Source organism: Rhizobium sp. G187 (genome assembly GCF_051549525.1).
In the GTDB taxonomy this organism is placed as follows: Bacteria; Pseudomonadota; Alphaproteobacteria; order Rhizobiales; family Rhizobiaceae; genus Allorhizobium.
In genome coordinates this window covers 439,615-465,396 of the sequence record NZ_JBPUGM010000001.1, presented here as the reverse complement: position 1 = coordinate 465,396, position 25,782 = coordinate 439,615, and the positions used below count along the sequence as shown (strand labels likewise).

Sequence of the window (25,782 nt, the reverse complement as noted above, 5' to 3'; positions counted from 1 at the left end):
CATAGGCACATCGGCCACCCTCTCTTCGCCAATCTGCAAGATGGCTCAAGCCGCGTCCAGCATCTCGCGGAAATTCAACAGATTTATGAGAGAATTTCCTCGTATCCAAGCCGGATTGTATCGGCACGACGGCGCGACATCACTCCTTCGGCTGCGCCATCAATCCAGCAAAATCGAAGAGCTTCGGATCCAGCAGATGCGAGGGGTCGACATGGGCAAGAGCCCGCAGCATGGCATCCTTGCGCCCGGGCATCTTGGCTTCGATCCCGGCCAGCATATCCTTCATTGCATTGCGCTGCAGCCCATCCTGCGAGCCGCAAAGGTCGCAAGGAATGATTGGGAATTCCATTGCCTGCGCAAAACGCGCCAGATCGTCCTCTGCAGCATAGGCAAGTGGCCTCAGCACGAAGAGATCCTTTTCGTCGTTCAACAGCTTGGCCGGCATTGCCGAGAGGCGTCCGCCGTGGAAGAAATTCATGAAGAAGGTTTCGAGGATGTCCTCTCGGTGATGGCCAAGCACCAGCGCTTGGCAGCCCTCCTCCCGAGCGATTCGGTAGAGATTGCCCCTGCGCAGTCGCGAACAGAGCGAGCAGTAGGTGCCGCCGCTCGGCACCTTTTCCTTCACGATCGAGTAGGTGTCGCGATATTCGATGCGATGCTTGACACCGATCGATGCGAGATAATCGGGCAGGACATGCTTGGGGAAATTCGGCTGCCCCTGGTCGAGATTGCACGCCACCAATTCCACAGGCAGAAGTCCCCGCCATTGCAAGTCGAGCAGAATGGCGAGCAGTCCATAGCTATCCTTGCCGCCAGAAAGTCCGACGAGCCAACGCTTCTGGCCCTTCAACATGTCAAAATCTGTCATCGCCTGGCGCACCTGCCGGATCAGGCGCTTGCGCAACTTATTGAACGATACGGACTGGGGGGCGTGTGTAAAAACCGCATGAACACCCGAGAGATCGAGCTCGTCATCGGCCTCGACGGGCTCAGACCCCTGCATGTCGATCGCCCCGGTCGCATTGACAATGTTCATGATGGCTCCAGCCTTCGCGGCATTTCGAAATTGCAATGCCCGCTCCCGCCGCCAAGATCAAGTCCTGATGACGGCCGGACCGGAATGCTTGATCAGGCCCCGAACACGGACCAGCCCGTCCTGGAGGCCAGCATTTCCAGCGCAGCCGAGCCAAGCGCAGAATTGCCGACCTTGTTCAACCCTGGCGACCAAACGGCGATCGATGCCTTGCCAGGCGCCACGGCCAGGATCCCGCCGCCGACACCGGATTTGCCCGGAAGACCGACCTGATAGGCAAAATCACCGGAACCATCATAGTGACCGCACATCAGCATCAAGGCATTGATACGCCGCGCACGCTTAGGCGACACCACCGAAAACCCGGTCAGCGGATTGGTGCCGCGATTGGCGAGAAACAGGCCCGCATGCGAGAGCTGCACGCAGCTCAGCGCCAACGCACACTGGTGAAAATAGACGCCGAGGACATGCTCCACCGGATGATCAAGATTGCCGAATCCGTGCATGAAATTGGCAAGGGCGAAATTTCTGTAACCCGTTCGCTGCTCGGACTGCGCAACCTTTTCGTCGATCGTCAACGTGTCGTCATCGGCCAGGTAACGCATGAAGCGCAGATATTCACCAATCGCCTCACGCGGTGCATGCCCGGCCAACACCATATCACTGACGACGATGGCGCCTGCATTGATGAAGGGATTGCGCGGAATGCCGTGCTCGTGTTCGAGCTGAACGATGGAATTGAAAGAGGAACCAGAGGGTTCTCGACCAACCCTTTTCCAGATCGCCTCACCCGCTTTGCCAAGCGCCAGCGTCAGCATGAAGACCTTGGAGATACTCTGTATGGAGAAGGGAACATCGGCATCGCCAGCCCTAAACGTTTGCCCCTCGACGGTCGTGATGGCAATGCCGAACTGCTTCGGATCAACGCGTGCAAGCTCGGGGATGTAATCGGCGACCTTACCCTCACCAAGCCTCGGCTCGAGCGTCTTGACGATATCGTCGGCGATCGCTTGCAGATCCATTGTCATTCCCCTGCCCAAACGGATATCGCGCCATCATCGCGGCTTGATCTTGCAGTGCAAACAGAAAAAGCCGCCCCGAGGGGCGGCTTTCCACAAATCCGTCGCGCTGAGATCAACGCGAGTAGAATTCGACGACCAGCTGCGGTTCCATGATGACCGCATAAGGAACGTCCGACAGCATCGGCACGCGAACGAAGGTCGCAACCATCTTGTTGTGGTCGACTTCGATGTAATCTGGAACGTCGCGCTCTGCGAGCGAAACCGATTCCAGAACCGTGACCAGCTGCTTCGACTTCTGACGAACTTCGATAACGTCGCCAGCCTTGCAGCGGTAAGAACCGATGTTGACGCGAACGCCGTTGACAGTGACGTGGCCGTGGTTGACGAACTGACGGGCAGCAAAGACCGTCGGTACGAACTTGGCGCGGTACACGATGGCGTCCAGACGCGACTCGAGCAGGCCGATCAAGTTTTCGCCAGTGTCGCCCTTGCGGCGGTTGGCTTCTTCGTACGTTGCGCGGAACTGCTTCTCGCGGATATCGCCGTAGTAGCCCTTCAGCTTCTGCTTTGCGCGCAGCTGCACGCCGAAGTCAGAAAGCTTGCCCTTGCGGCGCTGACCGTGCTGGCCAGGACCGTATTCGCGGCGGTTCACCGGGGACTTCGGACGGCCCCAGATGTTTTCGCCCATACGGCGGTCAATTTTGTACTTAGATGATGCGCGCTTGCTCATCGTATTTCCTTCTCAAAGGGTTACAGCGGCTTGTTACCAATCCACCTTAAGGAAACACGCCCTCCTCTTAGCCTCCGTTTCCGAGGCTCTGACAGGCTTCTCACGTAAGCTAACGGAGAAAACCACGGGACATGTCAAAACAAACACCGGGCATTTCGGCCCGGCGTTGCGGCGTCATTAGGGGGCAGATGAAAAAATGTCAACAACCGGACTTGAACTTCGCCCATTCCAATCCAATTATGGCAATAACGTAGCACCGGGCCCCTCTGACGCGAGTGCCGGATTCCCGTGATGTCGGAGCTGCGAGTATCAACATAATCCGGCAAAGGATGTCCGCAATGGATTTTCTTTGGATTGACATTCTGGGCAAGCCTGCCTGGATGTGGCTCACCTTTATCGTCGTCGTTCTCTTTCTTCTCGCACTTGATCTTGGGGTCCTTCACAAGGACAGCCGTGAAATCGGCATCAAGGAAAGCTTCATCCTCTCTGCTTTCTACATCACGCTCGGCCTTGCCTTCGGTGGCTGGATCTGGTTCCAGAGCGGCGAACAGGCAGGCCTTGAATATCTGACCGGTTTTGTTGTCGAAAAAAGCCTCGCAATGGACAACATCTTCGTCATTGCGATGATCTTCAGTTATTTCTCCGTCCCCCGTGCCTACCAGCATCGGGTGCTCCTCTGGGGTATCCTTGGTGTGATCGTGCTTCGCGGCGTAATGATCGGCGCTGGCGCTGCCATCGTCGAAAATTACAGCTGGGTTCTCTACATCTTCGCGGCCTTCCTGATCATCACCGGCATCAAGATGCTGATGACGGCCGACCAGGAATATGACGTCTCGACCAATCCGGTGCTGAATCTCTTGCGTCGCAGGCTGCCCGTTACCGATGGTCTGCGCGACGAGAAGTTCGTGGTGCGCGAGATCGACCCAAAAACCGGCAAGCTGAAGCGTTTCGTCACCCCGCTTTTCCTGGCCCTGGTCATGGTTGAACTGGCGGATGTGATCTTTGCCGTCGATTCGATCCCGGCGATCTTCGCAATCACCACCGACCCCTACATCGTTTACACCTCGAACATCTTCGCAATCCTTGGCCTGCGCGCACTCTATTTCGCGCTGTCTGCCCTGATCCACCGCTTCGCCTATCTGAAGTACGCGCTAGCCGTCGTGCTGATCTTCATCGGTTCGAAGATCTTCCTGGCCGACATGCTGGGCCTTGCAAAGATCCCGCCGGTCGTCTCGTTGACGGTCACCCTGGGCATTCTCGCAGCCGGTATTCTGGGCTCGCTCTGGGCGACGCGCAACGACGTGGCAGAGCCACAGGAGACGCCGCCCAAGGCCTGATATCAACCGAACAGACAATGGAAAGAGGGGCGGCCAAACACCGCCCCTCTCTTTTTGTTGAGCCGTTTTCTTCCAGAAAATCGATCGCAAGGACCCCATAAGGCTGACAGTCCGACGTAATTGGGCTATCCCATAGCTCCCTCCCCTATGAGCTTATTGCCCTGATGATCTCCCCCACAGTTCGCCTGATTGCCTTCGCCCTCTCATTCGTCGTCGCCCTATCGCCTTGCCTAACAATGGCCGAGGCTGCGGCACCGCCCCACGCGACCATCCTGGTCGATGCAGCGACCGGCCAAGTGCTTGAAGCCTCGAATGCGGACCAGCGCGTCTACCCAGCATCACTGACCAAGATGATGACGCTCTATCTGACCTTCGAAGCGCTGCATTCCGGCAGGCTCAACTGGGACCAGAGACTGGTCGTTTCGAAGAATGCGAATGACAAAGAGCCCTACAAGTTTGCGATCGGCGCCGGAAACACGATCACCGTTCGCGAAGCCGTAACCGGCATGGTGGTGCTGTCCACCAACGATGCGGCCACTGTTATCGCTGAGACACTTGCCGGTTCGGAAGCAGCCTTCGGCCAGCTTATGACCACCAAGGCCCGCGATCTGGGCATGGCGAGCACTGTATTCACCAACCCGTCCGGCCTGCCCGATCCCGCGCAGGTGACGACCGCCACCGATATGGCACGCCTAGGCCTGGCGCTGATCCGAGACTTTCCCGAGGAATACAAGCTGTTCACTCTGCGGAGCATGACATTTCGCAGCATGAAATTGCGCGGCCACAACGCCTTTCTGACACAATACCCCGGCGCAGACGGCATCAAGACCGGCTATACAAAAGCATCCGGCTACAACATCGTCACCTCAGCCACCAGAGGCGGCCGCCGTCTGGTCGGCGTCGTGATGGGCGCCAGAAGCGGTGAGGCGCGGACGGAAGAAATCGTTGGCATGTTCGAACGATATCTTGGACCGCGCATGATACAGGACATTACCAATGTAAAGGCAAAGCCATGACGGACACTGTTCTCGACCGACTTCTTCGCTACGTGGTGATTGACACCCAGTCCGATCCGACCTCGGACAGCCAACCCTCGACAGAGAAGCAGAAAGACCTCGCCCGTGTTCTGGTCGAGGAATTGCTTGGACTCGGCCTGACCGACGCCCATATGGACGAGCACGGCAACGTCTATGCCACCATTCCCTCGAACTCCGACAAGGACGTTGCGGTCATCTGCTTCTGCTCGCATATGGACACCGCCCCGGACTTCACCGGGACCGGCGTGAAACCGCAGTTGGTCCGGAATTATCAGGGTGGAGACATCAGACTTATCGGTGACACGAGCCAGGTAATCCGGGTCGCAAGCCACCCCGAGCTTCTGAACCAGATTGGCAACGACATTGTCACCACCGATGGCACAACCTTGCTCGGCGCGGACGACAAGGCCGGAATCGCCGAAATCATGACTGCCGCTGCCATCCTGATCGCCAATCCGGACATCCGGCACGGCACGATCAAGATCCTCTTCACAACCGACGAAGAGATTGGCCGGGGTGCCGACAAGGTGAACCTGGAAAAACTCGGCGCACGCTTCGCCTATACGATGGACGGCAGCACCGTCGGCGAGATCGAAAACGAGACGTTTTCGGCAGACGGCGTGACGATCGACATCACCGGCCTCGCCATGCATCCCGGCTACGCCAAGGACAAGATGGAAAACGCGATCAAGATCGCCAGCGACATCGTCGCCCGTCTGCCGCGTGACATGGCACCGGAAACGACGGATGGCCGCATCGGCTTCATTCATCCCGTAGGCATCTCCGGCAGTATGGAATCGGCGTGTATCCAATTGATCCTCCGGGATTTTACCGAAGAAGGTCTGAGGGAAAAGCAAGCATTGCTGCGGGCGATCACCACGGACGTCTTGGCGACCTATCCGGGCTCGACCCATACGTTCCAGGTCAAGCACCAGTATCGCAACATGAAGCAGGTGCTCGATCAGCATCCTGAAATCATGGACAACCTTGCCGAGGCCGTCCGCCGCGTCGGCCTCGAACCCGTTCAGCACAGCATCCGGGGCGGCACCGACGGCTCACGGCTTTCCTTCATGGGCTTGCCCTGCCCCAATATCTATACGGGCGGCCACGCCTATCACTCGCCGCTTGAATGGGTCAGCGTTCAGGATATGGAAAAGTCGGTCGAAACGATCGTCGAACTGGTCCGTGTCTGGGAAGAACGCGCAGCCTGATTGGGTGCGCGAACAGCGGCGGCCTATTCGGCCGCCGTCTGCGCTGGCGCGTCGACATCCATCAGATTGGGATCACCCGGCCGGGTCTCGGCTTCGAGATCCGGGAAGGCAACGATGCGCTTACCGGCAAAATCGGTATGCACGACCACCAGCCCCTGCTCTTCGAAATAGCCGAGAAGACGCCGCGCCCGGCGCGCTGAATGCGTGCCATAGGCCTTGGCGATACGCGGATCGGAGGGGCATTCCTCCTGGCGCAGGGCCGCCTTTGCCAGAAGCAGGAAAACGCCCTGTAGATCGTCGGAAACGCGAACAGAAAGCTCGAGCGCCTGCGCCCAGCCTTCGCTGGCAGCCGTCTCCTCGTCGACACCAGCCCTGGCAATCGCCACGCGACGGCGGAATTCGCCCATCGGCATCGGCGGACCGTTGACGCGGCGCATACGCGCCCGCACCAGAAACTCCTGATAGAGAACGCTGTCCGTGCGATAGGCTGCCTGCGGATCGCTCAGAATTTCCGCCAGAACCGCCGAAAGCCGATCCTCTCGTTCTTCCGCCGACATCTCCGGCGTCCTCGGCGCGCTTTCAGCCGCCGATGACATCCCGGACAGCGGTGTCGACCGGGACAATTCCGCAAGAATATCCGTCGTCGGTCGGGGTGCAGGTGCTGCACGCCGAACGACCGGCCGCGTGAACTCCTCCGGGTCAGGCGTGAAGATCAGGTCCTCGACGTCCTGCGGCGCATCGGGCAAGGGCATCAGCATCGGCGACGAAGAGCGCGCAGAAGTCTCGACCGCGCCGATCACGATCGGCAGCGGACGACGCGACATCGCCGGCCCGAGAGCGACGAAGTTGCCGCGCTGCAGATCGCGGAACATTTCCGCCTGACGGCGATCCATGCCGAGCAAGTCGGCCGCACGCGCCATATCGATGTCGAGAAAGGTTCGGCCCATCAGGAAGTTTGACGCTTCGGCCGCGACGTTCTTGGCAAGCTTTGCGAGGCGCTGCGTCGCGATCACGCCCGCCAGACCACGCTTTCGCCCGCGGCACATCAAATTCGTCATGGCGCCCAGCGACATCTTGCGCGCATCTTCAGACACATCGCCGCCCACCGACGGCGCAAACATCTGCGCCTCATCGACCACCACAAGCACCGGGAACCAGAATTCACGATCCGCATCGAATAGGCCATTGAGGAATGCGGCCGCGGCACGCATTTGCTGTTCGATATCGAGACCTTCCAGCGTCAACACACAGGAAACACGATGGCGTCGGATGCGGTCAGCAATGCCCGCAAGCTCGGCTTCAGTCCGCTCGCCGTCCACCACCACATGACCGTATTTGTCGGACAGCGTCACGAAATCGCCCTCGGGATCGATGATGACTTGCTGGACCCATTGGGCCGACTGCTCGAGCAAGCGCCGCAGAAGATGCGACTTGCCGGAGCCGGAATTGCCCTGAACCAGAAGACGCGTTGCCAGCAGCTCCTCGATATCGAGCTTTGCAGGCTGGCCGCCCTGCACCGTTCCCATATCGATTCCGACTTTCACTGACGCCACCCTTGCATGCTCACAGACTCAGACCGACCGACACGGCCTGCCAGACACTTCCTGCTTTAGCAAAAAATTCACCCTGCTACGCAGCGAAAGACACGACATCAACAAGGAATTTCCGACTGCCAATCCCGACGCCGTCATGGATCGCGCATCGCCAGGGATGCGCGATCCATTTCTGCAGCTCAAACTCTCAGATCCCATAGAGACAGCCGCCGCGGACCCAACTCCTCGTCCAGGGGCAGACCGATATCCCGCAGCATGCGCGGGGGCAGCCCGGAGATGGAATTGCTCGTCGTGCGCCGGCGCAACAGACCCTCCAGAAGCGCCAAGACGATGCGCCACCCGCCGAACCGCTGAAGCAGCTCGTCGATCCTTTCGTTCAAAGGAATTTCAATCATAGATTGTTCTTGAGACATGACTTGACCATCCCGGTTCGCGCCAGCGACCAGGTCCTTTCGGTTGAAAAATGATAGATGTCGGCCGGAAGAACGCGATGACACGCGCGCATCGACCTATCGGCTCAAAAATTGAGAAAGACGCCTAAACGGCTGGGAAAAGAGCCTAGAGGCTCATCGGGTGCATAGCACTGGCATATATGCCGGGGCCGATACCGATCCGCCAGAGAGGCGCGTGAACGAATGAAAATGAGTCATATGTCGCCTCCTGTAAGTTGAGAGTTGCGGATGGCGAAAACATGCCACGGGACTCTCCGCCCCGCAAGGCTGCAATCGAGAATTGCGCTAAAATGCTCGAAAGCGTGGCAAGACTGCAACATAATGTCGCAGTGGGCTCGTCTCAAATCAGTCCGTCAACCGGCGGAGCGACCGACAGACCCATGCCCTGCATCAGGCGACGGGTGGCAAAGTCCTGGCTGCCCGAGGTAAAGACGGCAAAATCAAAGCCGTCCGGATGCTCCGCGCCCTCGACTTGAGGCACGAGGCGGCGCGCCTGGCGTGCAATGGCCTCGGCCGGATCGAGCCAATCCACCGGCCAAGGCGCCAGCCTGCGAAAGACATTGGCGAGAAAAGGGTAATGCGTACAGGCAAGCACCACGATATCGGTGCGCGCGCCATCCTGTTCGAGGAAACAAGGGGCAATCTCGGCGCGCACGGCATCGTCGTCGACGGCGTCGCCACGAATATAGGCTTCTGCGATCCGGGCAAGGTTTTCCGACCCGACAAGCCGGACATGGCATTGAGAGGCGAAGGACTGAATGAGGTCGCGCGTATAGGCACGTTTGACCGTTCCAGGCGTCGCCAACACCGATACGAGCCCAGATCGCGTCCGCTCCGCAGCAGGCTTGATCGCCGGCACGGTTCCAATGAACCGCATCGTGGGGAAGGCCAGCCGAAGCTCGGCACCCGCCAGTGTGAAGGCGGTATTACAGGCCACAATCACCGCTTCGGGATCGTATCGGTCGAGCAGTTTGCCGAAGAGATTGACGATCCGCGCCTTCAGTGGCGCCTCTTCCCAGCCACCATACGGGAAACCGGCATCGTCTGCGACATAGATGAAGCCGCGCTCAGGCATCAACAAGCGAGCCTCACGCAGAACGGTCAACCCGCCGATCCCGGAATCGAAGACGAGAATTGGCTTCGAGCCGACGGTGTCGCTGTTACTTGCCGGAGCTTTCGTCATTCGATCCATCTTCCGACACTACAGCCTTTACCGATGTGTTGATCTGCCCGGGCCTTGAAAAGCGGTCGAGCGATGTGATCACACCGCGAACCACATGGATTTCAGGCGTCGTGAAGGCCCGTCGGGTGAACACGGCGCGCAGATTGTCGATCATCCTCGGCTTTTTGTTGGCAGGATGGAAATACCCCCTGATGTCGAGTGCCTGCTCCAGGTGTTCGAACATGCCGATCACCTCCTCCTTTGTGGCCTGCGGCTGCTGCGGCGCGTCAAACGGCACGGCATGCGGGTCCTCGATCTCGGACTTCATCCATTCATAGGACATCAGAAGCACAGCCTGGGCGATATTGAGTGAGGCGAAGGCCGGATTGACCGGAAAGGTGACGATTTCGTCGGCAAGCGCCACATCCTCGTTCGATAGGCCCGATTTTTCCCGTCCGAACAGGATACCGGTCTTCTCGCCCGAACGGAACCGCTTGCGAAGCGTCTCGGCAGCGGTCACCGGTGAACGCACGGGTTTGAAGCCGTCGCGAAAGCGTGCCGTGGTCGCATAGACGAAGTTCAGATCGGCAACAGCCTCTTCCAGCGTGTCGAACACCACGGTACCGTCGATGACATGGTCTGCCTTCGCAGCTGCAGACCGGGCCTTATCGGAAGGCCAGCCGTCGCGGGGATTAACCAGCCGCAACTCAGCCAGTCCGAAATTTGCCATGGCCCGAGCCACCATTCCGATGTTTTCGCCGAGCTGCGGCTCCACCAAAATGATCGCCGGCCCCTCGGCCAGCATTTTGCGCTCGCTATTCGTTCCCGCCATGACATGCCCTTTTGAGATTACCGGGCTCCCCTTGGCACAAAATCACCGAACCATAAAGAGCCTGACTTATTCCTTGGGCCAGGCACCGGTGACACGGAAGGTGAGATAGTCTCGCGTAAAATCGGCATATTCGTTCTTGACGGAGGTCGACACATCCCCGCCGTTATAGTCGCGGTTCCAGAAATTATCGATCACCGCGCGACCACCCTCTTCGATGACATGGAAGATCACCCCAGGCTTTGACAAATCCGGTGTCAGACCGAAGCAGGATACCGCGTCGAAATAGACGGAGACGGGCGTGATGTCGCCGGATTTGGTCCCTGCTTCAATTCGAACCTTTTCAAGCTCACAGGAATCCTGACCACCAATGATGACATCATAACCGGTCATATAGCCGGCACCATCCTGGAGCTCATCCGTCTTCTGCGCAAGCCGGTACACCTCCACGAAGCTCTGGCTGTAGATTGTCGAAAGGAGCGTATCGTCGAAATAGCCGGACGCCTGCGCATCAGGTCCGCCCGCCTCTTTCCAACCGGCAACGCGCATGAGCACCTTGACGGGATCGCTCGGCTCGGAAGCCATGACGGCAGCTGCCGGGAGCGAAAGCAGCATGATCAGAGATCCCGTCAACAGTCGGATCATTCTCATTGACCACCAACCGCGAGCAGTTCCTCCTTGATCGACGTGCCCGACACGTGATCCACGACTGGATAGATATCGTCGATGACAGGCCGCCCATCTTCTGTCTCAACGTGAAAGATCAGGACCGTATCCTGCTGGTATTCGGCTTCCTTGCCGAAACAGCCGCGGTTCTTGAAAAGTGCGGTTACCTGCCCGTCTCCATCATTCTCGATACGGATATCCTCGAATGGGCAACCGTCCTGCCCCTGGGCAATCGGATCATAGGAAAAAGGAAAACCGGTGGTTTCGCCGTCTGCTATATCATAAGGCGGATTTTTCGATGCCTTGTAAAATGCCTCAGCGAAGCTCTTGCTGAACACGCGGTCTAGCCGATCCTTGCTGAAGACTTCCTCGTACTCGCCGCCCTCATCCCAATTGCGCGCAGTCGCCTCCACCACCTCTCGCACAGGATCCGTATCATCAACGGCGTAGGCAAAAGGAGCAACCAGCAAATAGGACGAAAGGACGGCAGGCAGGACGCGCTTCATGGGACCTCTCCGGGCAGACAGTGTTGGGCATCGATATCCGGTTACACACAGACAGACAGTCGCCGGATCTGCTGCCAGTCCTAGCGCAATATTACGCCGCAATCTCGGACCAAGATTGGCACGACACGCCATGACCGGACGGCGAAAGTTCTATCCCCGAATTTCGCTGAATTCGCCCTCTCCTGTTTGCCTTGCTGTGAGAGAATGTTATAGGCAGCCATCGGCAGGGCGCCCTCCCCGCGCTCGGGCCACAGGCTCCAACCCCGTGAGGATATTCATGAGCAAGATCAAGGTAGCCAACCCGGTCGTCGATCTCGACGGCGACGAGATGACCCGCATCATTTGGCAGTTCATCAAGGAAAAGCTGATCCTGCCCTATCTCGATCTCGATATCGAATATTACGACCTCTCGGTGGAAAACCGCGATGCGACCAATGACCAGGTAACGGTCGATGCTGCCCACGCCATCAAGAAGCACGGCGTCGGCATCAAGTGCGCGACGATCACACCGGATGAGCAACGCGTGAAGGAATTCAACCTAAAGGAAATGTGGAAGAGCCCGAACGGCACAATCCGCAACATCCTCGGCGGCGTGATCTTCCGCGAGCCGATCATCTGCAAGAACGTGCCCCGCCTCGTTCCCGGTTGGACCAAGCCGATCGTAGTTGGCCGTCATGCCTTTGGTGATCAGTACAAGGCAACCGACTTCAAGTTCCCCGGCAAGGGCAAGCTGACGATCAAGTTCGTCGGCGAAGATGGCGAAGTCATCGAAAAGGAAGTCTACAACGCGCCTGGCGCCGGCGTTGCCATGGCGATGTACAACCTCGACGAATCGATCCGCGAATTCGCACGCGCCTCGATGATGTACGGCCTGATGCGCAAGTGGCCGGTCTATCTGTCGACCAAGAACACCATCCTCAAGGCCTATGATGGTCGCTTCAAGGATATCTTCGAAGAAGTCTATCAGACAGAATTCAAGGCGAAGTTCGACGAAGTCGGCATCGTTTACGAACACCGCCTGATCGACGACATGGTCGCTTCCGCTCTGAAGTGGTCGGGTGGTTACGTCTGGGCCTGCAAGAACTATGACGGCGACGTTCAGTCAGACACCGTGGCACAGGGCTTCGGCTCGCTTGGCCTGATGACCTCTGTGCTCCTGTCGCCCGATGGCCGCACGGTTGAAGCTGAAGCGGCCCACGGCACGGTAACGCGTCACTATCGCCAGCATCAGAAGGGTCAGGAAACCTCGACCAACTCGATCGCCTCGATCTTCGCCTGGACCCGTGGCCTCGCCCACCGCGCCAAACTGGACGACAATGCCGAGCTCGCGAACTTCGCAACGACGCTCGAAAAGGTCTGCATCGACACCGTTGAAGCCGGCTACATGACCAAGGACCTGGCGCTGCTCATCGGTCCCGATCAGCCGTGGCTGTCGACGACTGCCTTCCTGGACAAGGTGGACGAAAACCTGAAGAAGGCCATGGCGGCCTGATTGAATCGATCCAAGATCGTATGACAAAACCCGGTCACGAAAGTGGCCGGGTTTTTACGTTTCGTCGCCATCTTCAGCGGCATCAATCGCCTCAAAGCGCTGACGAATGCTGCGCCCCAGTCTCTGACCGGAGATGTTCAAACCACCGATGGGAAGATCGAAACTTTCGAGCCGCTCCGGATCGTCTTCGTTGACATAGCGGATGGCAACGATCCAACGCCCACCGGCACGCCGCTGCGCCACATCAACGATATTGACCCAACCGATCCGGGTATCTGTCGGAAAATGAATGATTTCTTCGTCATTCAATTCGATAACGGGCTTCATGGCCGCCATCAGACGCTTCAGTCCCCTATGGAGAGCCACATAGCTACCAACGAAAAACAACAGATACAGAAGAAAAGAGAGGGAGGCCCAGTTCCCGGCCAGCAACTGGCTAAGCAGCCCCCCTGCGGCGATCGCAATCATGATCGCCGCGGTAACGGCAAACATCAGGCCCGGCGCACGGCGCGGATAGGCAATCTGGACGTTTAATGACAAAGGTTCAGTGGGCATGAAATCTCATATCGCGATGTAGCCCTCTCCACAATTGTTGACCGTCCTGAGCTCAACAGTGCTTTCGCCTTCAGCACGTCCGCCCGACGACCTCATCGCGGGAGATCGTTCACGCCCGACCCGAGACGATGATTACGGCGTTAACGCCTCGAGCGCTGTCGATACTGGCTCAACGCGATGACCGCCTTTTTGAATTGCGGGTGCTTCATACTCGACGGCGGTCAACCGATCGCGGCCGGCTTTCTTCGAAACGTAGAGCGCCCTGTCGGCGGCTGCGAGAGCAAGATTGAAATCAAGGTCGCCCTCGGGAAGTATGGCCGCCCCAATACTGACGGTCAGATGGAAGTGACGCCCCTCAAAACCAAGGGATTTGCGGCGAACACATTCCAATAATGTCTCCAGGATCTGAACCCTGTCATTCGCGATCGACGCGGTCAGGTAGATCCCAAATTCCTCGCCACCTAGACGGCCGCACTGCGCGCCGACAGGCAATTTCGACACCAGTTCTTCGGCAAGCATACGCAGCGCCGCGTCACCAGCTCCGTGGCCATGGTTGTCGTTGATCTGTTTAAAATGATCGGCATCAATCAACGCCATCACGGCCCCGGGAGCCGACCCGCCACTCTTTTGCCGATCGCGGCAAACCGCATCCAGAAATGCTCTGCGATTTTGAAGACCGGTGAGGAAGTCAACTTCGGACGCGCGCTTGTAGTTCAGCGACATCCGTTCATGGACCATGGAGAAGATTGCCAGGGCGGCAAACAGCGCTTGAATGAAGTACTCGAACAGCAACGCGCCGTACCAGATGGTCGCATGACCATCCTGGATGGTCGGCTGATCGATAGCAATCAAAACTAGACGAACAAGATAGAACAACCCATGCAAGCCGAAAGCAAAGATCGCGAAGCGTCTGGCGGGCAATGGCTCTGTGGAATGACCTTGATGGACAACGAGAGCGACCATCAAAGAGTAAGCTGCGTAAAGGACCGAAGCGAACAACACCCGCGCCGACAGGTTGTTTGAAAACTCGGGCCAGAACGCGAACAGCGCCAGCCACACACCTCCGCCGAAGAAAGCGATTGGCACCGCACCTGCCACCCTGCGCTGGTCGAATTCAAGACAGCCGAGCCATACAAGACCCAATGCCCAAATCGACAGCGAATTGCCCATCCCCAAGCTTAGAAGATCCGGAATGACATCACGCAAAGCCAGCAAAAACAGACCGATACATGCTACCCAGAAGCCTGCGGTCCAGCACACAAGTGCTTTGTTCGACCGATCGGACATCCAAAGTAGAGTGAGGAAGATAGACACGATCACAAATGCCGCCGAAAGGCAGAGCATAAGACTAGGGATATGAAACAGCCGGTCCAACGAAAGCCCTTGCCTGTGATGCGAAACGTCGAACTCGCCCCTTCAAATTAAGGGGAAGCATTGGCATCCTTGCCTTCGCCAAAAAAGGCTGGCCCGCTAGACCAGCCTCCATCTGTCGCAAAAATGCGTCAGTTCAGCGCAGCCGCAACGGCTTCGATCGCCTCATCCGCGCGCGCACCATCCGGACCACCAGCCTGAGCCATATCCGGACGACCACCGCCACCTTTGCCGCCCAGCGCAGTCGACGCAATTCGCACGAGATCAACGGCACTGAAGCGCCCAGTCAGGTCCGGTGTAACCGAGACGACGGAACTGGCCTTTCCATCATCCCCAACGGCAATCAGGACGACCACAGCAGTCTCCAAGCCTGACTTGGCATCATCAGCGAGGCCCTTGAGATCTTTGGCATCGACGCCGGACAGACTGCGGCCGATGAAGTTGATACCATTGATCACACGCGGTGCATCCACACCGGCCGTGCCGCCGCCCATGGCAAGCTTACGCTTGGCATCCGCGAGTTCCTTCTCGAGCTTGCGACGCTCGTCAACAAGCGCCTCGACGCGCGACACGACATCGCTGGCCTGAACTTTCAAGGATGAGGCCAACGCCTTGATCCGTTCATCCTGCTCAGAGAGATAGGTCCGTGCGGCCTCGCCTGTCAGTGCCTCGATACGGCGAACCCCGGCGCCCACCGCGCTCTCGGCCACTAGACGGACCAGACCGATATCACCGGTTGCGTTGACATGTGTGCCCCCGCAGAGTTCGATCGAATAGGGTTTTCCGGCCTTTTCGCCGCGCACAGCGGTGCCCATCGATACCACGCGGACTTCGTCCCCATATTTTTCGCCGAACAGCGCCATCGCGCCTTCCGCAATCGCGTCGTCCACGGCCATCAGGCGGGTGGTGACTGGCGCGTTCTGCAGGATGATCTCGTTCGCCATTTCTTCGACGATCTTCAACTCTTCGGCCGTAACCGGCTTCGGATGGGAGATGTCGAAGCGCAAGCGCTCCGGCGCGACCAGCGACCCCTTCTGGGCCACATGCGTTCCAAGCACTTCGCGCAGCGCCTCATGCAGCAGATGCGTAGCCGAATGGTTGGACCGCAGACGCGAGCGGCGCGCATGATCAACGGTCAGCGTGACCGGCACACCTGCCGTGACAATCCCGTTGGAAACGGTCGCGACATGGACGAATACGCCCTCACCCTTCTTCTGGGTGTCCGTGACGTGAAGCGAGAAGCCTTCACCGACGATCACGCCAGCATCGCCCGTCTGACCACCGGATTCGCCGTAGAAAGGCGTCTGGTTGACGACAATCTGAACCTCGGCACCGGCGTCAGCACGCTCGATGACCTTGCCGTCCTGAACGATCGCCAAGACCTGACCTTCGGCAGTTTCAGACGAATAGCCGAGGAACTCGGTCGCTCCAAACTTCTCCTTGAGCTCGAACCAAACGGTCTCCGTTGCCTTGTCGCCCGAACCCGACCAGCTGGCTCGCGCCTCAGCCTTCTGGCGCTGCATCGCGTCGTTAAACCCGGTCAGATCGACGTGAATGCCACGGCCGCGCAAAGCATCCTGGGTCAAATCCAGCGGGAAGCCGTAGGTATCATAAAGCTTGAAAGCGGTTTCGCCATCGAGCTTGTCACCATCATTGAGATCAGCGGTCGCATCAGACAGCAAGGTCAGACCGCGCTCCAGTGTCTTGCGGAAGCGCGATTCTTCAAGCTTGAGAGTTTCTGAAATCAACGGCTCAGCACGGACGAGCTCAGGATAGGCGCGACCCATCTGCTGAACAAGCACGGGCAAAAGCTTGTAGATGATCGGATCATGCGCACCCAGCAACTGTGCGTGACGCATGGCGCGACGCATGATGCGGCGCAGGACGTATCCACGGCCTTCGTTAGACGGCAACACGCCATCGGCAATCAGGAAGGCCGACGAGCGCAGGTGATCCGCAATCACCCGATGGCTGGCACGGCGTTCGCCTTCGGCCTTGACACCTGTGAGCTCGACCGAGGCATCAATAAGGGCACGGAAAAGATCGATTTCATAATTGTCATGCTTGCCCTGGAGAAGAGCAGCGACACGTTCAAGGCCCATGCCAGTATCGATCGAAGGGCGCGGCAGATTGACACGTTCTTCCTTGGTGACCTGCTCATACTGCATGAAGACGAGATTCCAGATCTCGATGAACCGATCGCCGTCTTCATCCGCCGATCCAGGAGGGCCGCCCCAGATATGATCGCCGTGGTCATAGAAAATCTCAGAACATGGACCGCAAGGCCCGGTATCGCCCATGGCCCAGAAGTTGTCGCTGGTCGGGATGCGAATGATCCGATCATCCGTCAGACCGGCAATCTTCTTCCACAGGCCATGCGCCTCGTCATCGGTATGATAGACCGTGACCAGGAGACGGTTCTTGTCGATGCCGAATTCCTTGGTGATCAGGTTCCAGGCGAGCTCGATCGCGCGTTCCTTGAAGTAATCGCCGAAGGAGAAGTTGCCCAGCATCTCAAAGAAGGTGTGATGGCGCGCCGTATAACCGACATTGTCCAAGTCATTGTGCTTGCCACCCGCACGCACACATTTCTGCGCGGTAACCGCCGTCGAATAGGGGCGCTGTTCAAGGCCGGTGAAAACGTTCTTGAACTGAACCATGCCGGCATTGGTGAACATCAGCGTCGGGTCATTGCGCGGGACCAGCGGGCTCGATGAAACGACCTCATGACCGTTCGTCTTGAAGTAATCGAGAAAAGTCGACCGGATGTCGTTTACACCGCTCATGTCACGCCCTTCATTCAGGCCAGTTTTCGGCCATTTCGCAAAATCAATGGCTTTTATCGCCCGTCAGGATCGCTGTCCAGCGGCGCAATGGAAAACCGGCCGCGTCTCCCTCGAAACGCGGCCGGTTTAAGATCAAATCAGAGATCAGGAGATCTCACGCGTCATCAGCACCGTCGCCATCATTGGCATCCGGCCCACCATTTTGCAGGAACTTCTCCGCGATCAGGCCGGCATTTTGCCGCAAGGCCATCTCGATTTCCTGAGCAACGGTCGGATTGTCGCGCAAGAAGAGCTTGGCGTTCTCACGCCCCTGTCCCAACCGTTGACTGTTGTAGGAGAACCAGGCACCCGACTTCTCGACAATCCCCGCCTTGACACCAAGGTCAACCAGTTCGCCGGTCTTCGACACGCCCTCGCCATACATGATGTCGAATTCGACCTGCTTGAAGGGAGGAGCCATCTTGTTTTTCACAACCTTGACGCGGGTCTGGTTGCCGACAACCTCTTCGCGATCCTTGACCGCGCCGATACGGCGGATATCGAGGCGCACCGAAGCATAGAACTTCAGCGCATTACCGCCAGTCGTGGTTTCCGGCGAGCCGAACATGACGCCGATCTTCATACGGATCTGGTTGATGAAGATCACCATGGTCTTCGACTTCGAGATCGAAGCCGTGAGCTTGCGCAGTGCCTGACTCATCAAGCGCGCCTGAAGGCCAGGCAGGCTATCACCCATTTCCCCTTCGATTTCCGCACGCGGCGTAAGCGCCGCCACCGAGTCGACAACAAGCACGTCAACCGCACCGGAACGCACCAACGTATCGGTAATTTCAAGCGCCTGCTCACCGGTATCTGGCTGCGAAATCAGAAGATTCTGCAGGTCAACGCCAAGTTTGCGCGCATAGACCGGATCCAGTGCGTGTTCCGCGTCAACAAATGCGCAAATACCACCTTTTTTCTGGGCTTCTGCAATGGTCTGAAGCGCCAGCGTCGTCTTACCCGAGCTTTCAGGCCCGTAAATTTCAATGATACGCCCCTTCGGCAGACCGCCGATGCCGAGTGCGATATCCAGGCTGAGAGAACCGGTCGAGACCGTCTCGACTTCGACCACACTCTCGTTCGCGCCGAGTTTCATGATCGAGCCCTTGCCGAACGATCGTTCGATCTGCGAGAGCGCCGCTTCCAATGCCTTGCTTTTATCCACCGATTTGTCCTCTACCAGCCGCAAAGAATTCTGTGCCATTCGATCCACCTTTAGGTTATTGAAGCCGCATAGGCAATGAAGCCGCCGATGGACAATATGTACACTTTTTGTTCTCATTTTGCAAGAGCCACTCAAGCCTCTGAAATCAATGAGCATTTCGGATCATGTTCGAATTTTGTTCCAGGAAAAAGGCGAAGGGTAAGAACCTTGCTGCCTACCGACGCGACGAAACGCTGCGGCGCTGCCCGATTCGCTCTTCAGCCAGGCTTTGGGGGCTCAGATGAACCTTGATCTCCTGGCCATCGGCGGGGCCCATATCGACCGGCGCGGACGCATCTTCGGGGAGACAAAACCGGGTGCAAGCAATCCCGGCAAATGGTTCGAGGAGGTTGGCGGCGGCGTCTTCAATGCCGCATCGAACCTGTCGAGACTGGGCCGAAACGTCCGATTGATCGCTCCGCGTGGCGGCGATGCGGCCGGTTCACAGGTGTCCGAGGCCGCCGAGAGAGCAGGGCTGGACGACCAGCCGGTAATGTTTCTCGACCGCGCCACCCCGAGTTATACCGCGATCCTGGAAAGAGACGGCAATCTTGTGATCGCATTGGCCGACATGGCGCTCTACGACGCCTTTGTCGCACGAAGGTTGCGGGCGCGAAGCATGCGTGACAGCCTTGATGACGCGAATTATGTGCTCTGCGACGCCAATCTTCCGGCCGACACCCTGTCTGCGCTATCGAAAGACTGCGCAGCCCGCGGACGACCACTCGCCGCTATCGCGATTTCCCCGGCCAAGGTGATGAAGCTGCATGGCGCTGTCGCTCATCTCGACCACCTCTTCATGAACAGCGCCGAGGCGGAAGCAATTGCCGGCGAACGCGCCAGAACACCGGAGGATTGGCCTCGCCTCCTCAAATCGTGCGGACTGCGCGGCGGAACAGTGACGAATGGGAGCGGTCCGGCCGTCGCCTTTGCCGGCAATCAGGTTGCTGTGATCGAGCCGGCAGCACTGTCCGAAGTTGCGGATGTCACGGGTGCCGGTGATGCCTTTGCATCCGGATTTCTCGATGCGCTTATGTCCGGCGCCGACCTCGCGGAGCGTCTTCGCCGCGCCGTCGCCTGCGCCGCGATCACGCTTCGAACCGCGCGGGCGACGGATGAAAACCTGTCGCAGGTGCAACTCGACACGCAAATGGCCCTTGTCCCGCACGCCCGTTTCCTGCCATGAGGGCATGATCTACCAAAGAGAGTTCCGTCATGACACGTCCCGTCTCCCCGCTCCTGCCGATCACCTATTCGAGCGAAGTCAGCGCCGCAAAGCAGCGCGGCGCGCCAATCGTCGCGCTTGAGTCGACCATCATCACCCATGGCATGCCCTATCCCGGCAATATCGAAATGGCCCGGAGTGTCGAGGACATCATTCGCCAACAGGGCGCTGTCCCCGCCACGATCGCAGTGATCAAGGGCATGCTGCATATCGGGCTTGAGCCGCAGGAACTCGAGACCCTGGCCCAGCTCGACAATGTCATGAAAGTTTCCCGCGCCGATCTTGCCTTTGCTATCGCCGAGCGTCGCCATGGCGCAACCACGGTGGCTGCAACGATGATTGCAGCCTCGCGCGCCGGCATCAAGGTGTTCGCAACGGGTGGCATCGGCGGCGTGCATCGCGGTGCCGAAGAGAGCTTTGACATCTCGGCCGACCTGGAAGAGCTGGCCCGCACCGGCGTCATCGTGGTCTGCGCTGGCGCCAAGGCGATTCTTGATGTGCCGAAAACGCTGGAAGTCCTGGAAACACGCGGCGTACCGGTTGTAACCTATGACTCGGAAGAGTTTCCGGCATTCTGGTCCCGCGCATCCGGTCTGCGCAGCCCCTTGAGCCTGCCGAGCCCGGCTGCGATCGCCAACTTCCAGAAGATGCGCGATCAGCTTGGCATTGATGGCGGCATGCTGATCGCCAATCCGGTACCGGAAGCCGACGAGATCCCGCGCGAAGAGATGGAAATCTATATTGGCCGGGCACTGGCCAATGCCGAGCGTGACGAGATCACTGGCAAGGCCGTGACCCCTTATCTGCTCGATAATATCTTCCATTTGACGGGTGGCCGCAGCCTGAAGACCAATATTGCCCTCGTTGAAAACAATGCCCGCCTCGCAGCTGAGATTGCCGTGGCCAGCTGAACGGCCTTAAGATCAAGGTCGACCGAACAAAGAAAACCGCCAGCTCACGCTGGCGGTTTTCTTTTATGCACAACACGACATCCTGTCGCTTGCGTCAGGTTTCGCCATCGAGCATTTCGCGGACCGCAACCGCCAACTGCTTGAGCGAGAAGGGTTTGGGAAGGAAACCAAACTTGGCATCGGCCGGGAGGTTGCGCGCAAAAGCGTCCTCAGCATAGCCCGATACAAAGATGAACTTCAGGTCTGGATAGCTCTTGCGCAGTTCTGTCAGAAGCGTTGGGCCGTCCATCTCTGGCATGACAACGTCCGAAACGACAATATCCACCTGACCATTCAGCTCATCCATAATGTCGAGCGCCTCGACGCCGGAGCCCGCCTCGTGCACCGTATAGCCACGCGTCTCGAGCATGCGCTTGCCGCCACGGCGGACAGCTTCCTCGTCCTCGACGAGCAAGACCACGGCAGACTTGCCGGTCAGGTCTTTCTGTTCGGCTGCCGCGCCATTTTCGGAAGGTGGCACGACTGTAATCGTGTCTCCATCGACGACGGCAGTTGCCTGCCCGGTCTCGTTGACAGGCTGAACGTCGGGAATATGCCGCGGCAGGAAAATCCGAAACGCAGTGCCCTTGCCGACTTCGGACTCCGGATAGATGTAGCCGCCAGACTGTTTGACGATGCCATAGACCATGGCAAGTCCAAGTCCGGTGCCCTTGCCCACTTCCTTTGTGGTGAAGAATGGCTCGAAGATCTTGTCCATGATCTCGGGCGCAATGCCCGTTCCCGTATCGGCAACCTCGATCAGCACCATGTCTTCGGCAGGCAGTCCGCGATAATTGAAGGCCTCCGCCTCCGCAGCGGAAATGTTGCGCGTCGAAACCGTCAGAGCACCGCCTTGCGGCATGGCATCTCGCGCATTGACGCAGAGATTGATCAGGACCTGCTCGAACTGTGACAGGTCGGTTTTCACCGGCCAGAGGTCACGTCCATATTCGACCTTCAGCTTCACATTGGTGCCGGAGATCAAACGATCGACCAACATGCGAAGATCACCGATGACGTCGGTCAGATTCAAGACCGATGGCCGCATCGTCTGCTTGCGCGAGAAGGCCAGCAACTGGCGCACCAGAACGGCGGCACGGTTGGCATTGCGCTTGATTTCCATCAGATCGGCAAAGCTCGCGTCAGATGGCCGTGCCTGAAGGAGCAGGTGATCGGACGACAGAAGGATGGCCGTCAGCACGTTGTTGAAGTCATGTGCAATGCCGCCCGCAAGTGTGCCCACCGCATTCATCTTCTGCGTCTGCGCCATTTGCGCCTCAAGCGCCTTCTGGTCGGTGACGTCGACGGCATAGACGATGGCCGCCTCTTCGGGCGCCTCGTCGCTCTGGTCGATCACAGCATTGACGTAAAAACGGAAATTGCGCGCATCATTGCTTGGGTGACGGCTGTCGATCGGCGAAATATCGACCTGCCGGTCCTTTGCCGAGGCCAGTGCACGGCGAAACTCCTCGCGTTCGCTCTCATGCAGCACGACCTCGATTCGCTCCTGCCGGTCGATTTCGTCGCGAGAAATGATGTCGGAGAACAGCTTCATGAACGGCGCATTGGTGCGCAGGATGCGGCCTTCGCCGTCCACGGAAGCAATCGCCATCGGCGTATTGTTGAAGAAACGGGTAAACCGCATAGATGCGACCGAATCCGACTGATCGGAGCCATCGCCCTGCTGGCGGGACAATACGATCGAGCGGCTTTCGCCCGGCGCACCGTCACGGGCGGCCCGAACCCGGTGGACAAGGCGCACGGGCAGGCTCTGACCGTTGGTACGGCGCAGATCGAGATCCAGCGTTTCAGTGCGTGACTGGCCGGGCTCCGCCTGAACCGAATCGATCAGCGCCATGCCCTCACCCGCCACGAGGTCGGAAATCGAGAGAGAGCCAGGATTGAACTGCGTCAGGTCTACGCCCAGCCATTCTGCAAGCGTCGCGTTCAGATAGTAGATCTCACCCTTGCGACCGGCAGAGAAGAAGCCGGCAGGCGCATGATCGAGATAGTCGATCGCGTGCTGCAATTCCTTAAAGAACCGCTCCTGATCGTCCCGCTCTATCGTGATGTCGGACAATTGCCAAACATGCAGGCCTTTGCCCCGTCCCTCACCAGGCAGGAGCCTTGCCTTGAGACGATACCAATGTGCGCCAGAGCCATTGGCCGTCTGGCTGCCAAGTGGCTTCAACAGCCGAAACTCCTCGTAGGTTTCGCGCCCTTCTCGCAAACCATTGGTCAATCGATACAAAGCCTCGCTGGATTCGCGGTGACGCGACAATAGAGCTTCCAGCGTCTGGACGTCCGTCGCCTTCTGTGCGCCGGTCATCGCGCCATAGGCGGTATTGGCATAGACGATACGGCCCTGCTCGTCGGTGATCAGCGTGCCTTCCGGCTGGCTCGCAAGAAACCGCCTCGACAAGCTGTCGCCCTGCGGCTGCGGCATGACTTCGACAAAACCGATCACGGCGGAAACGATGAAGAAAATCCCCATCATCGCCAACACGCCAAGGATTCCGAGAAAGAGTTCGTTGTCCAATTGCTCGCGGAAGAACACGAAGGCAGCCGAAGCGGCGATCAGCACCAGCGCCAGGACGAGAATGCGCAATGCCGTACCGGCACCGCCGCGGCGCTCGACCAGGGCGCCCTCTCCGTCGCGGTCCGTCTGTTGTCGTGTCATCAATGCCTCTCGCTCATCACGCGCCCCCGTCAACGTCAACGAGAATCGTGCAGCTTCTGTTTATCAACTTGGCTTGCCTGCAAAAAGCAAAGAAAGGGTTCAAGACCCGCCTTGAGCGGCCTATCCCACAGGAATGCCGCAATCAGTGGCCATTCTCTCTCATTTGATCGCTGGCATCGGCTGCGCGCACCCCTGAGCGCCGATTGCGCATTGGAACATCTTCTGCCAGAAAAGCCAGCAATAGGGAGCGTATCATATGGTTGACGAACTGATTTCGGCTTACGGCGATAATTTCATGGTCGCTGCCTTGGGGGTCGCTCTCGGGCTCCTCTGCCTCTTCATCGTCTTGTGGTTACTGCGCAACCGAGCGCCCTCGCCCTTTGTGCGCGGCGGAAGAAACCGGCAGCCGCGGCTACAGGTTCTCGATGCCGCCGCCGTCGACACGCGCCGCCGCATCGTCCTCATCCGCCGCGACAATGTCGAGCACCTGGTGATGATCGGCGGTCCGACGGATATCGTCATCGAGAGTGGCATCGGCGATGACCGCGCCTATCTGTCAACCGTGGCAGTCCAGACAAACGAGCGCGAGACGATTCCGGCCAAGAGCGTTGCAGAGCCCGTTTTTGTGGCACCGACCGAGCGTCCGTTACCTGTCATGCCCGCCATCGCCGAGACCACGCCGAAGGCTAAGGCCGGCCCCGCACCCAACGCTTCCCCGACGCCTGAGATGCTCCAGCCACCGATCCAGGTCGAACGTCGCGGACAACCGGCCGCGCCGGCAATGCGCGCGCCAGACGTTACGCCGCAATCCGCGCCCATGTCCGCATCCACGGAGGCACCCCGGCAAGTTCGAATGGAAACCCCAGTGGCCGCTCCAGTCGTCGCAAAAGCGATGACCAAACCTGTGGAGCCGAGCCCCACTCCCGCGGTCGACGTCGGTACACTGCGTGCGGAGGAACGCACGCCACGCAGCACGTCTCAGCCAACCAACTTCGCAAGTGAACAGCTCGTCCCTCCGGTCACCGCAACAGCCGCACAGGCGGATATCGCTCCGCTTGCTGCCGCCTTCAGCGCGGCAACCGCCACGGCTGGACCGGTGATGGCGATGGCAACCACGTCGCCAGAGAAGGTGGAGCCCGTAGCACCGATCGCGCCACCAATGGCACCGATCATGCCTGCGGCGCAGATCCCGACATTCTCCACGTCGGCCACCTCCCATCCGCGGGCAGAAATCGCGATCAATGCGCGAGATGATCGCGCTGGAACCATCGAACAGGCATCCATCCCAGACATCCGGCCAGAGATCTCTGCCACTGAGGAAGCCGCACCGCAGATCGAGACACCTCAGGCACCCTCATCGCTCCGCGAACCGGTTTTCAGCCTAGACCATTCGGTCGAGCCTGAATTTGCAGCACCAATCGTGACCGTCGAACCTGTTTCGGACGAACGCGACGAACTGGAACATCTGTCAGCAGCGAGGCCGTTGCCACAGCGCACAGAGCCGACCTTGGAGAGCGCACCGCTTAAAACCGAAATCCCGGATGTCGAGGCCGTGCTCGAAGCCGCCCGGCAAAAGGTTTTGGCACCGGAACCCCGTCGCGAACCACGTCCTTTCGAACCCGAGCGTTTCACGAGCAAACCCGTAACCCCATTCGCGGCAGCCGCCGCCGAAGAGCCAAAACGCGACATCAGCGAATTCGAGCGCGTGCTTGAAGAGGAGATGGCCCTGCATCTTGCCGCCAGCCCCGCGCCGGGCCCTGCGGCCGCTGGTCCAAGACCCGCCGTCTCGCAGGTTGTGCCTGACGCCCTGACTGAAACGCCGCGCCTGCCTGTGGACCTCATTCTTGGCGAGCGCCGGCAGAATGCTGTGGATGACTCAAAGCTGACGCCCGATGCGGAAAGCGCCGCCGAACCCAGCCTGCAAAACGAAATAGCCCGTATC

20 protein-coding genes and 1 pseudogene are annotated in these 25,782 nt (G+C 58.8%); 7 read left to right on the top strand and 14 right to left on the bottom strand.

The window, feature by feature from the left end; translation table 11 throughout:
- Window positions 1–139 precede the first annotated feature (139 nt).
- The 3 genes from ttcA to rpsD form a co-directional block, all read right to left on the bottom strand.
- Window positions 140–1,003: a tRNA 2-thiocytidine(32) synthetase TtcA gene (gene ttcA / locus ACSV9I_RS02135; protein ID WP_438327667.1), complete on the bottom strand. Its 864-nt coding sequence runs from the start codon at window positions 1,001–1,003 to the stop codon at window positions 140–142.
- A 125-nt stretch (window positions 1,004–1,128) separates the two neighbouring features.
- Window positions 1,129–2,055 (bottom strand): glutaminase, encoded by a 927-nt coding sequence (locus ACSV9I_RS02130; RefSeq protein ID WP_438326868.1) that lies wholly within the window; start codon window positions 2,053–2,055, stop codon window positions 1,129–1,131.
- 112 nt (window positions 2,056–2,167) lie between these two features.
- Window positions 2,168–2,785: a 30S ribosomal protein S4 gene (gene rpsD, locus ACSV9I_RS02125; protein WP_054158657.1), complete on the bottom strand. Its 618-nt coding sequence runs from the start codon at window positions 2,783–2,785 to the stop codon at window positions 2,168–2,170.
- A gap of 338 nt (window positions 2,786–3,123) precedes the next feature.
- Here rpsD and ACSV9I_RS02120 point away from each other — a divergent pair, with 338 nt between their 5' ends.
- From ACSV9I_RS02120 to pepT, 3 genes are all read left to right on the top strand, one after another.
- Window positions 3,124–4,122 (top strand): TerC family protein, encoded by a 999-nt coding sequence (locus ACSV9I_RS02120; protein WP_438326867.1) that lies wholly within the window; start codon window positions 3,124–3,126, stop codon window positions 4,120–4,122.
- Window positions 4,123–4,286: 164 nt separating this feature from the next.
- Complete coding sequence (locus ACSV9I_RS02115) at window positions 4,287–5,138, top strand: D-alanyl-D-alanine carboxypeptidase family protein (RefSeq protein ID WP_438326865.1); 852 nt, start codon at window positions 4,287–4,289, stop codon at window positions 5,136–5,138.
- Window positions 5,135–6,370 carry a peptidase T gene (gene pepT / locus ACSV9I_RS02110; RefSeq protein ID WP_438326863.1) on the top strand — a complete coding sequence of 412 codons (1,236 nt, stop codon included), beginning with the start codon at window positions 5,135–5,137 and terminating at the stop codon, window positions 6,368–6,370. The genes ACSV9I_RS02115 and pepT overlap by 4 nt, the downstream gene beginning before the upstream one ends.
- A 23-nt stretch (window positions 6,371–6,393) precedes the next feature.
- Here pepT and ACSV9I_RS02105 read toward each other — a convergent pair whose 3' ends face one another.
- From ACSV9I_RS02105 to ACSV9I_RS02080, 6 genes are all read right to left on the bottom strand, one after another.
- Window positions 6,394–7,914 (bottom strand): helicase HerA domain-containing protein, encoded by a 1,521-nt coding sequence (locus ACSV9I_RS02105; RefSeq protein WP_438326861.1) that lies wholly within the window; start codon window positions 7,912–7,914, stop codon window positions 6,394–6,396.
- Between the two features lie 188 nt (window positions 7,915–8,102).
- Window positions 8,103–8,336, bottom strand: coding sequence for a DUF1127 domain-containing protein (locus ACSV9I_RS02100; RefSeq protein WP_438326860.1), 234 nt, complete (start codon window positions 8,334–8,336; stop codon window positions 8,103–8,105).
- Between the two features lie 379 nt (window positions 8,337–8,715).
- Window positions 8,716–9,558, bottom strand: coding sequence for a glutamate racemase (murI, locus tag ACSV9I_RS02095; RefSeq protein WP_438326859.1), 843 nt, complete (start codon window positions 9,556–9,558; stop codon window positions 8,716–8,718).
- The gene (locus ACSV9I_RS02090) at window positions 9,536–10,369 is read right to left on the bottom strand and encodes an RNA methyltransferase (protein WP_438326856.1); all 834 of its coding nucleotides are present in this window, start codon (window positions 10,367–10,369) and stop codon (window positions 9,536–9,538) included. The genes murI and ACSV9I_RS02090 overlap by 23 nt, the downstream gene beginning before the upstream one ends.
- A 66-nt stretch (window positions 10,370–10,435) precedes the next feature.
- Entirely contained in the window at window positions 10,436–10,981 is a 546-nt protein-coding gene (locus tag ACSV9I_RS02085; RefSeq protein WP_438326854.1) for a hypothetical protein, read from the bottom strand.
- A gap of 32 nt (window positions 10,982–11,013) precedes the next feature.
- Window positions 11,014–11,538 carry a hypothetical protein gene (locus ACSV9I_RS02080; protein ID WP_054158665.1) on the bottom strand — a complete coding sequence of 175 codons (525 nt, stop codon included), beginning with the start codon at window positions 11,536–11,538 and terminating at the stop codon, window positions 11,014–11,016.
- Window positions 11,539–11,815: 277 nt separating this feature from the next.
- Here ACSV9I_RS02080 and ACSV9I_RS02075 point away from each other — a divergent pair, with 277 nt between their 5' ends.
- A complete protein-coding gene (locus ACSV9I_RS02075) occupies window positions 11,816–13,030 on the top strand; it encodes an NADP-dependent isocitrate dehydrogenase (protein ID WP_054158666.1) in 1,215 nt (404 codons plus the stop codon).
- 54 nt (window positions 13,031–13,084) lie between these two features.
- Here ACSV9I_RS02075 and ACSV9I_RS02070 read toward each other — a convergent pair whose 3' ends face one another.
- The 4 genes from ACSV9I_RS02070 to recA form a co-directional block, all read right to left on the bottom strand.
- On the bottom strand, window positions 13,085–13,522 hold the full coding sequence (locus ACSV9I_RS02070) for a hypothetical protein (RefSeq protein ID WP_438326852.1): 438 nt from the start codon (window positions 13,520–13,522) through the stop codon (window positions 13,085–13,087).
- A 195-nt stretch (window positions 13,523–13,717) separates the two neighbouring features.
- Window positions 13,718–14,959: a GGDEF domain-containing protein gene (locus ACSV9I_RS02065; protein ID WP_438326849.1), complete on the bottom strand. Its 1,242-nt coding sequence runs from the start codon at window positions 14,957–14,959 to the stop codon at window positions 13,718–13,720.
- Between the two features lie 128 nt (window positions 14,960–15,087).
- Entirely contained in the window at window positions 15,088–17,742 is a 2,655-nt protein-coding gene (gene alaS / locus ACSV9I_RS02060) for an alanine--tRNA ligase (protein ID WP_438326847.1), read from the bottom strand.
- A 154-nt stretch (window positions 17,743–17,896) separates the two neighbouring features.
- The gene (recA, locus tag ACSV9I_RS02055; RefSeq protein WP_438326845.1) at window positions 17,897–18,985 is read right to left on the bottom strand and encodes a recombinase RecA; all 1,089 of its coding nucleotides are present in this window, start codon (window positions 18,983–18,985) and stop codon (window positions 17,897–17,899) included.
- A gap of 241 nt (window positions 18,986–19,226) precedes the next feature.
- On the opposite strand from recA, the gene ACSV9I_RS02050 reads away from it, so the two are divergent.
- Window positions 19,227–20,171: a carbohydrate kinase family protein gene (locus ACSV9I_RS02050; RefSeq protein ID WP_438326843.1), complete on the top strand. Its 945-nt coding sequence runs from the start codon at window positions 19,227–19,229 to the stop codon at window positions 20,169–20,171.
- Between the two features lie 29 nt (window positions 20,172–20,200).
- Window positions 20,201–21,121: a pseudouridine-5'-phosphate glycosidase gene (locus tag ACSV9I_RS02045; protein WP_438326841.1), complete on the top strand. Its 921-nt coding sequence runs from the start codon at window positions 20,201–20,203 to the stop codon at window positions 21,119–21,121.
- Between the two features lie 94 nt (window positions 21,122–21,215).
- On the opposite strand, the gene cckA is transcribed toward ACSV9I_RS02045, so the two are convergent.
- On the bottom strand, window positions 21,216–23,840 hold the full coding sequence (cckA, locus tag ACSV9I_RS02040) for a cell cycle histidine kinase CckA (RefSeq protein ID WP_438326838.1): 2,625 nt from the start codon (window positions 23,838–23,840) through the stop codon (window positions 21,216–21,218).
- Between the two features lie 256 nt (window positions 23,841–24,096).
- Here cckA and ACSV9I_RS02035 point away from each other — a divergent pair.
- Window positions 24,097–24,378, top strand: a pseudogene (locus tag ACSV9I_RS02035) (flagellar biosynthetic protein FliO); the annotation flags it as partial.
- Window positions 24,379–25,782 lie beyond the last annotated feature (1,404 nt).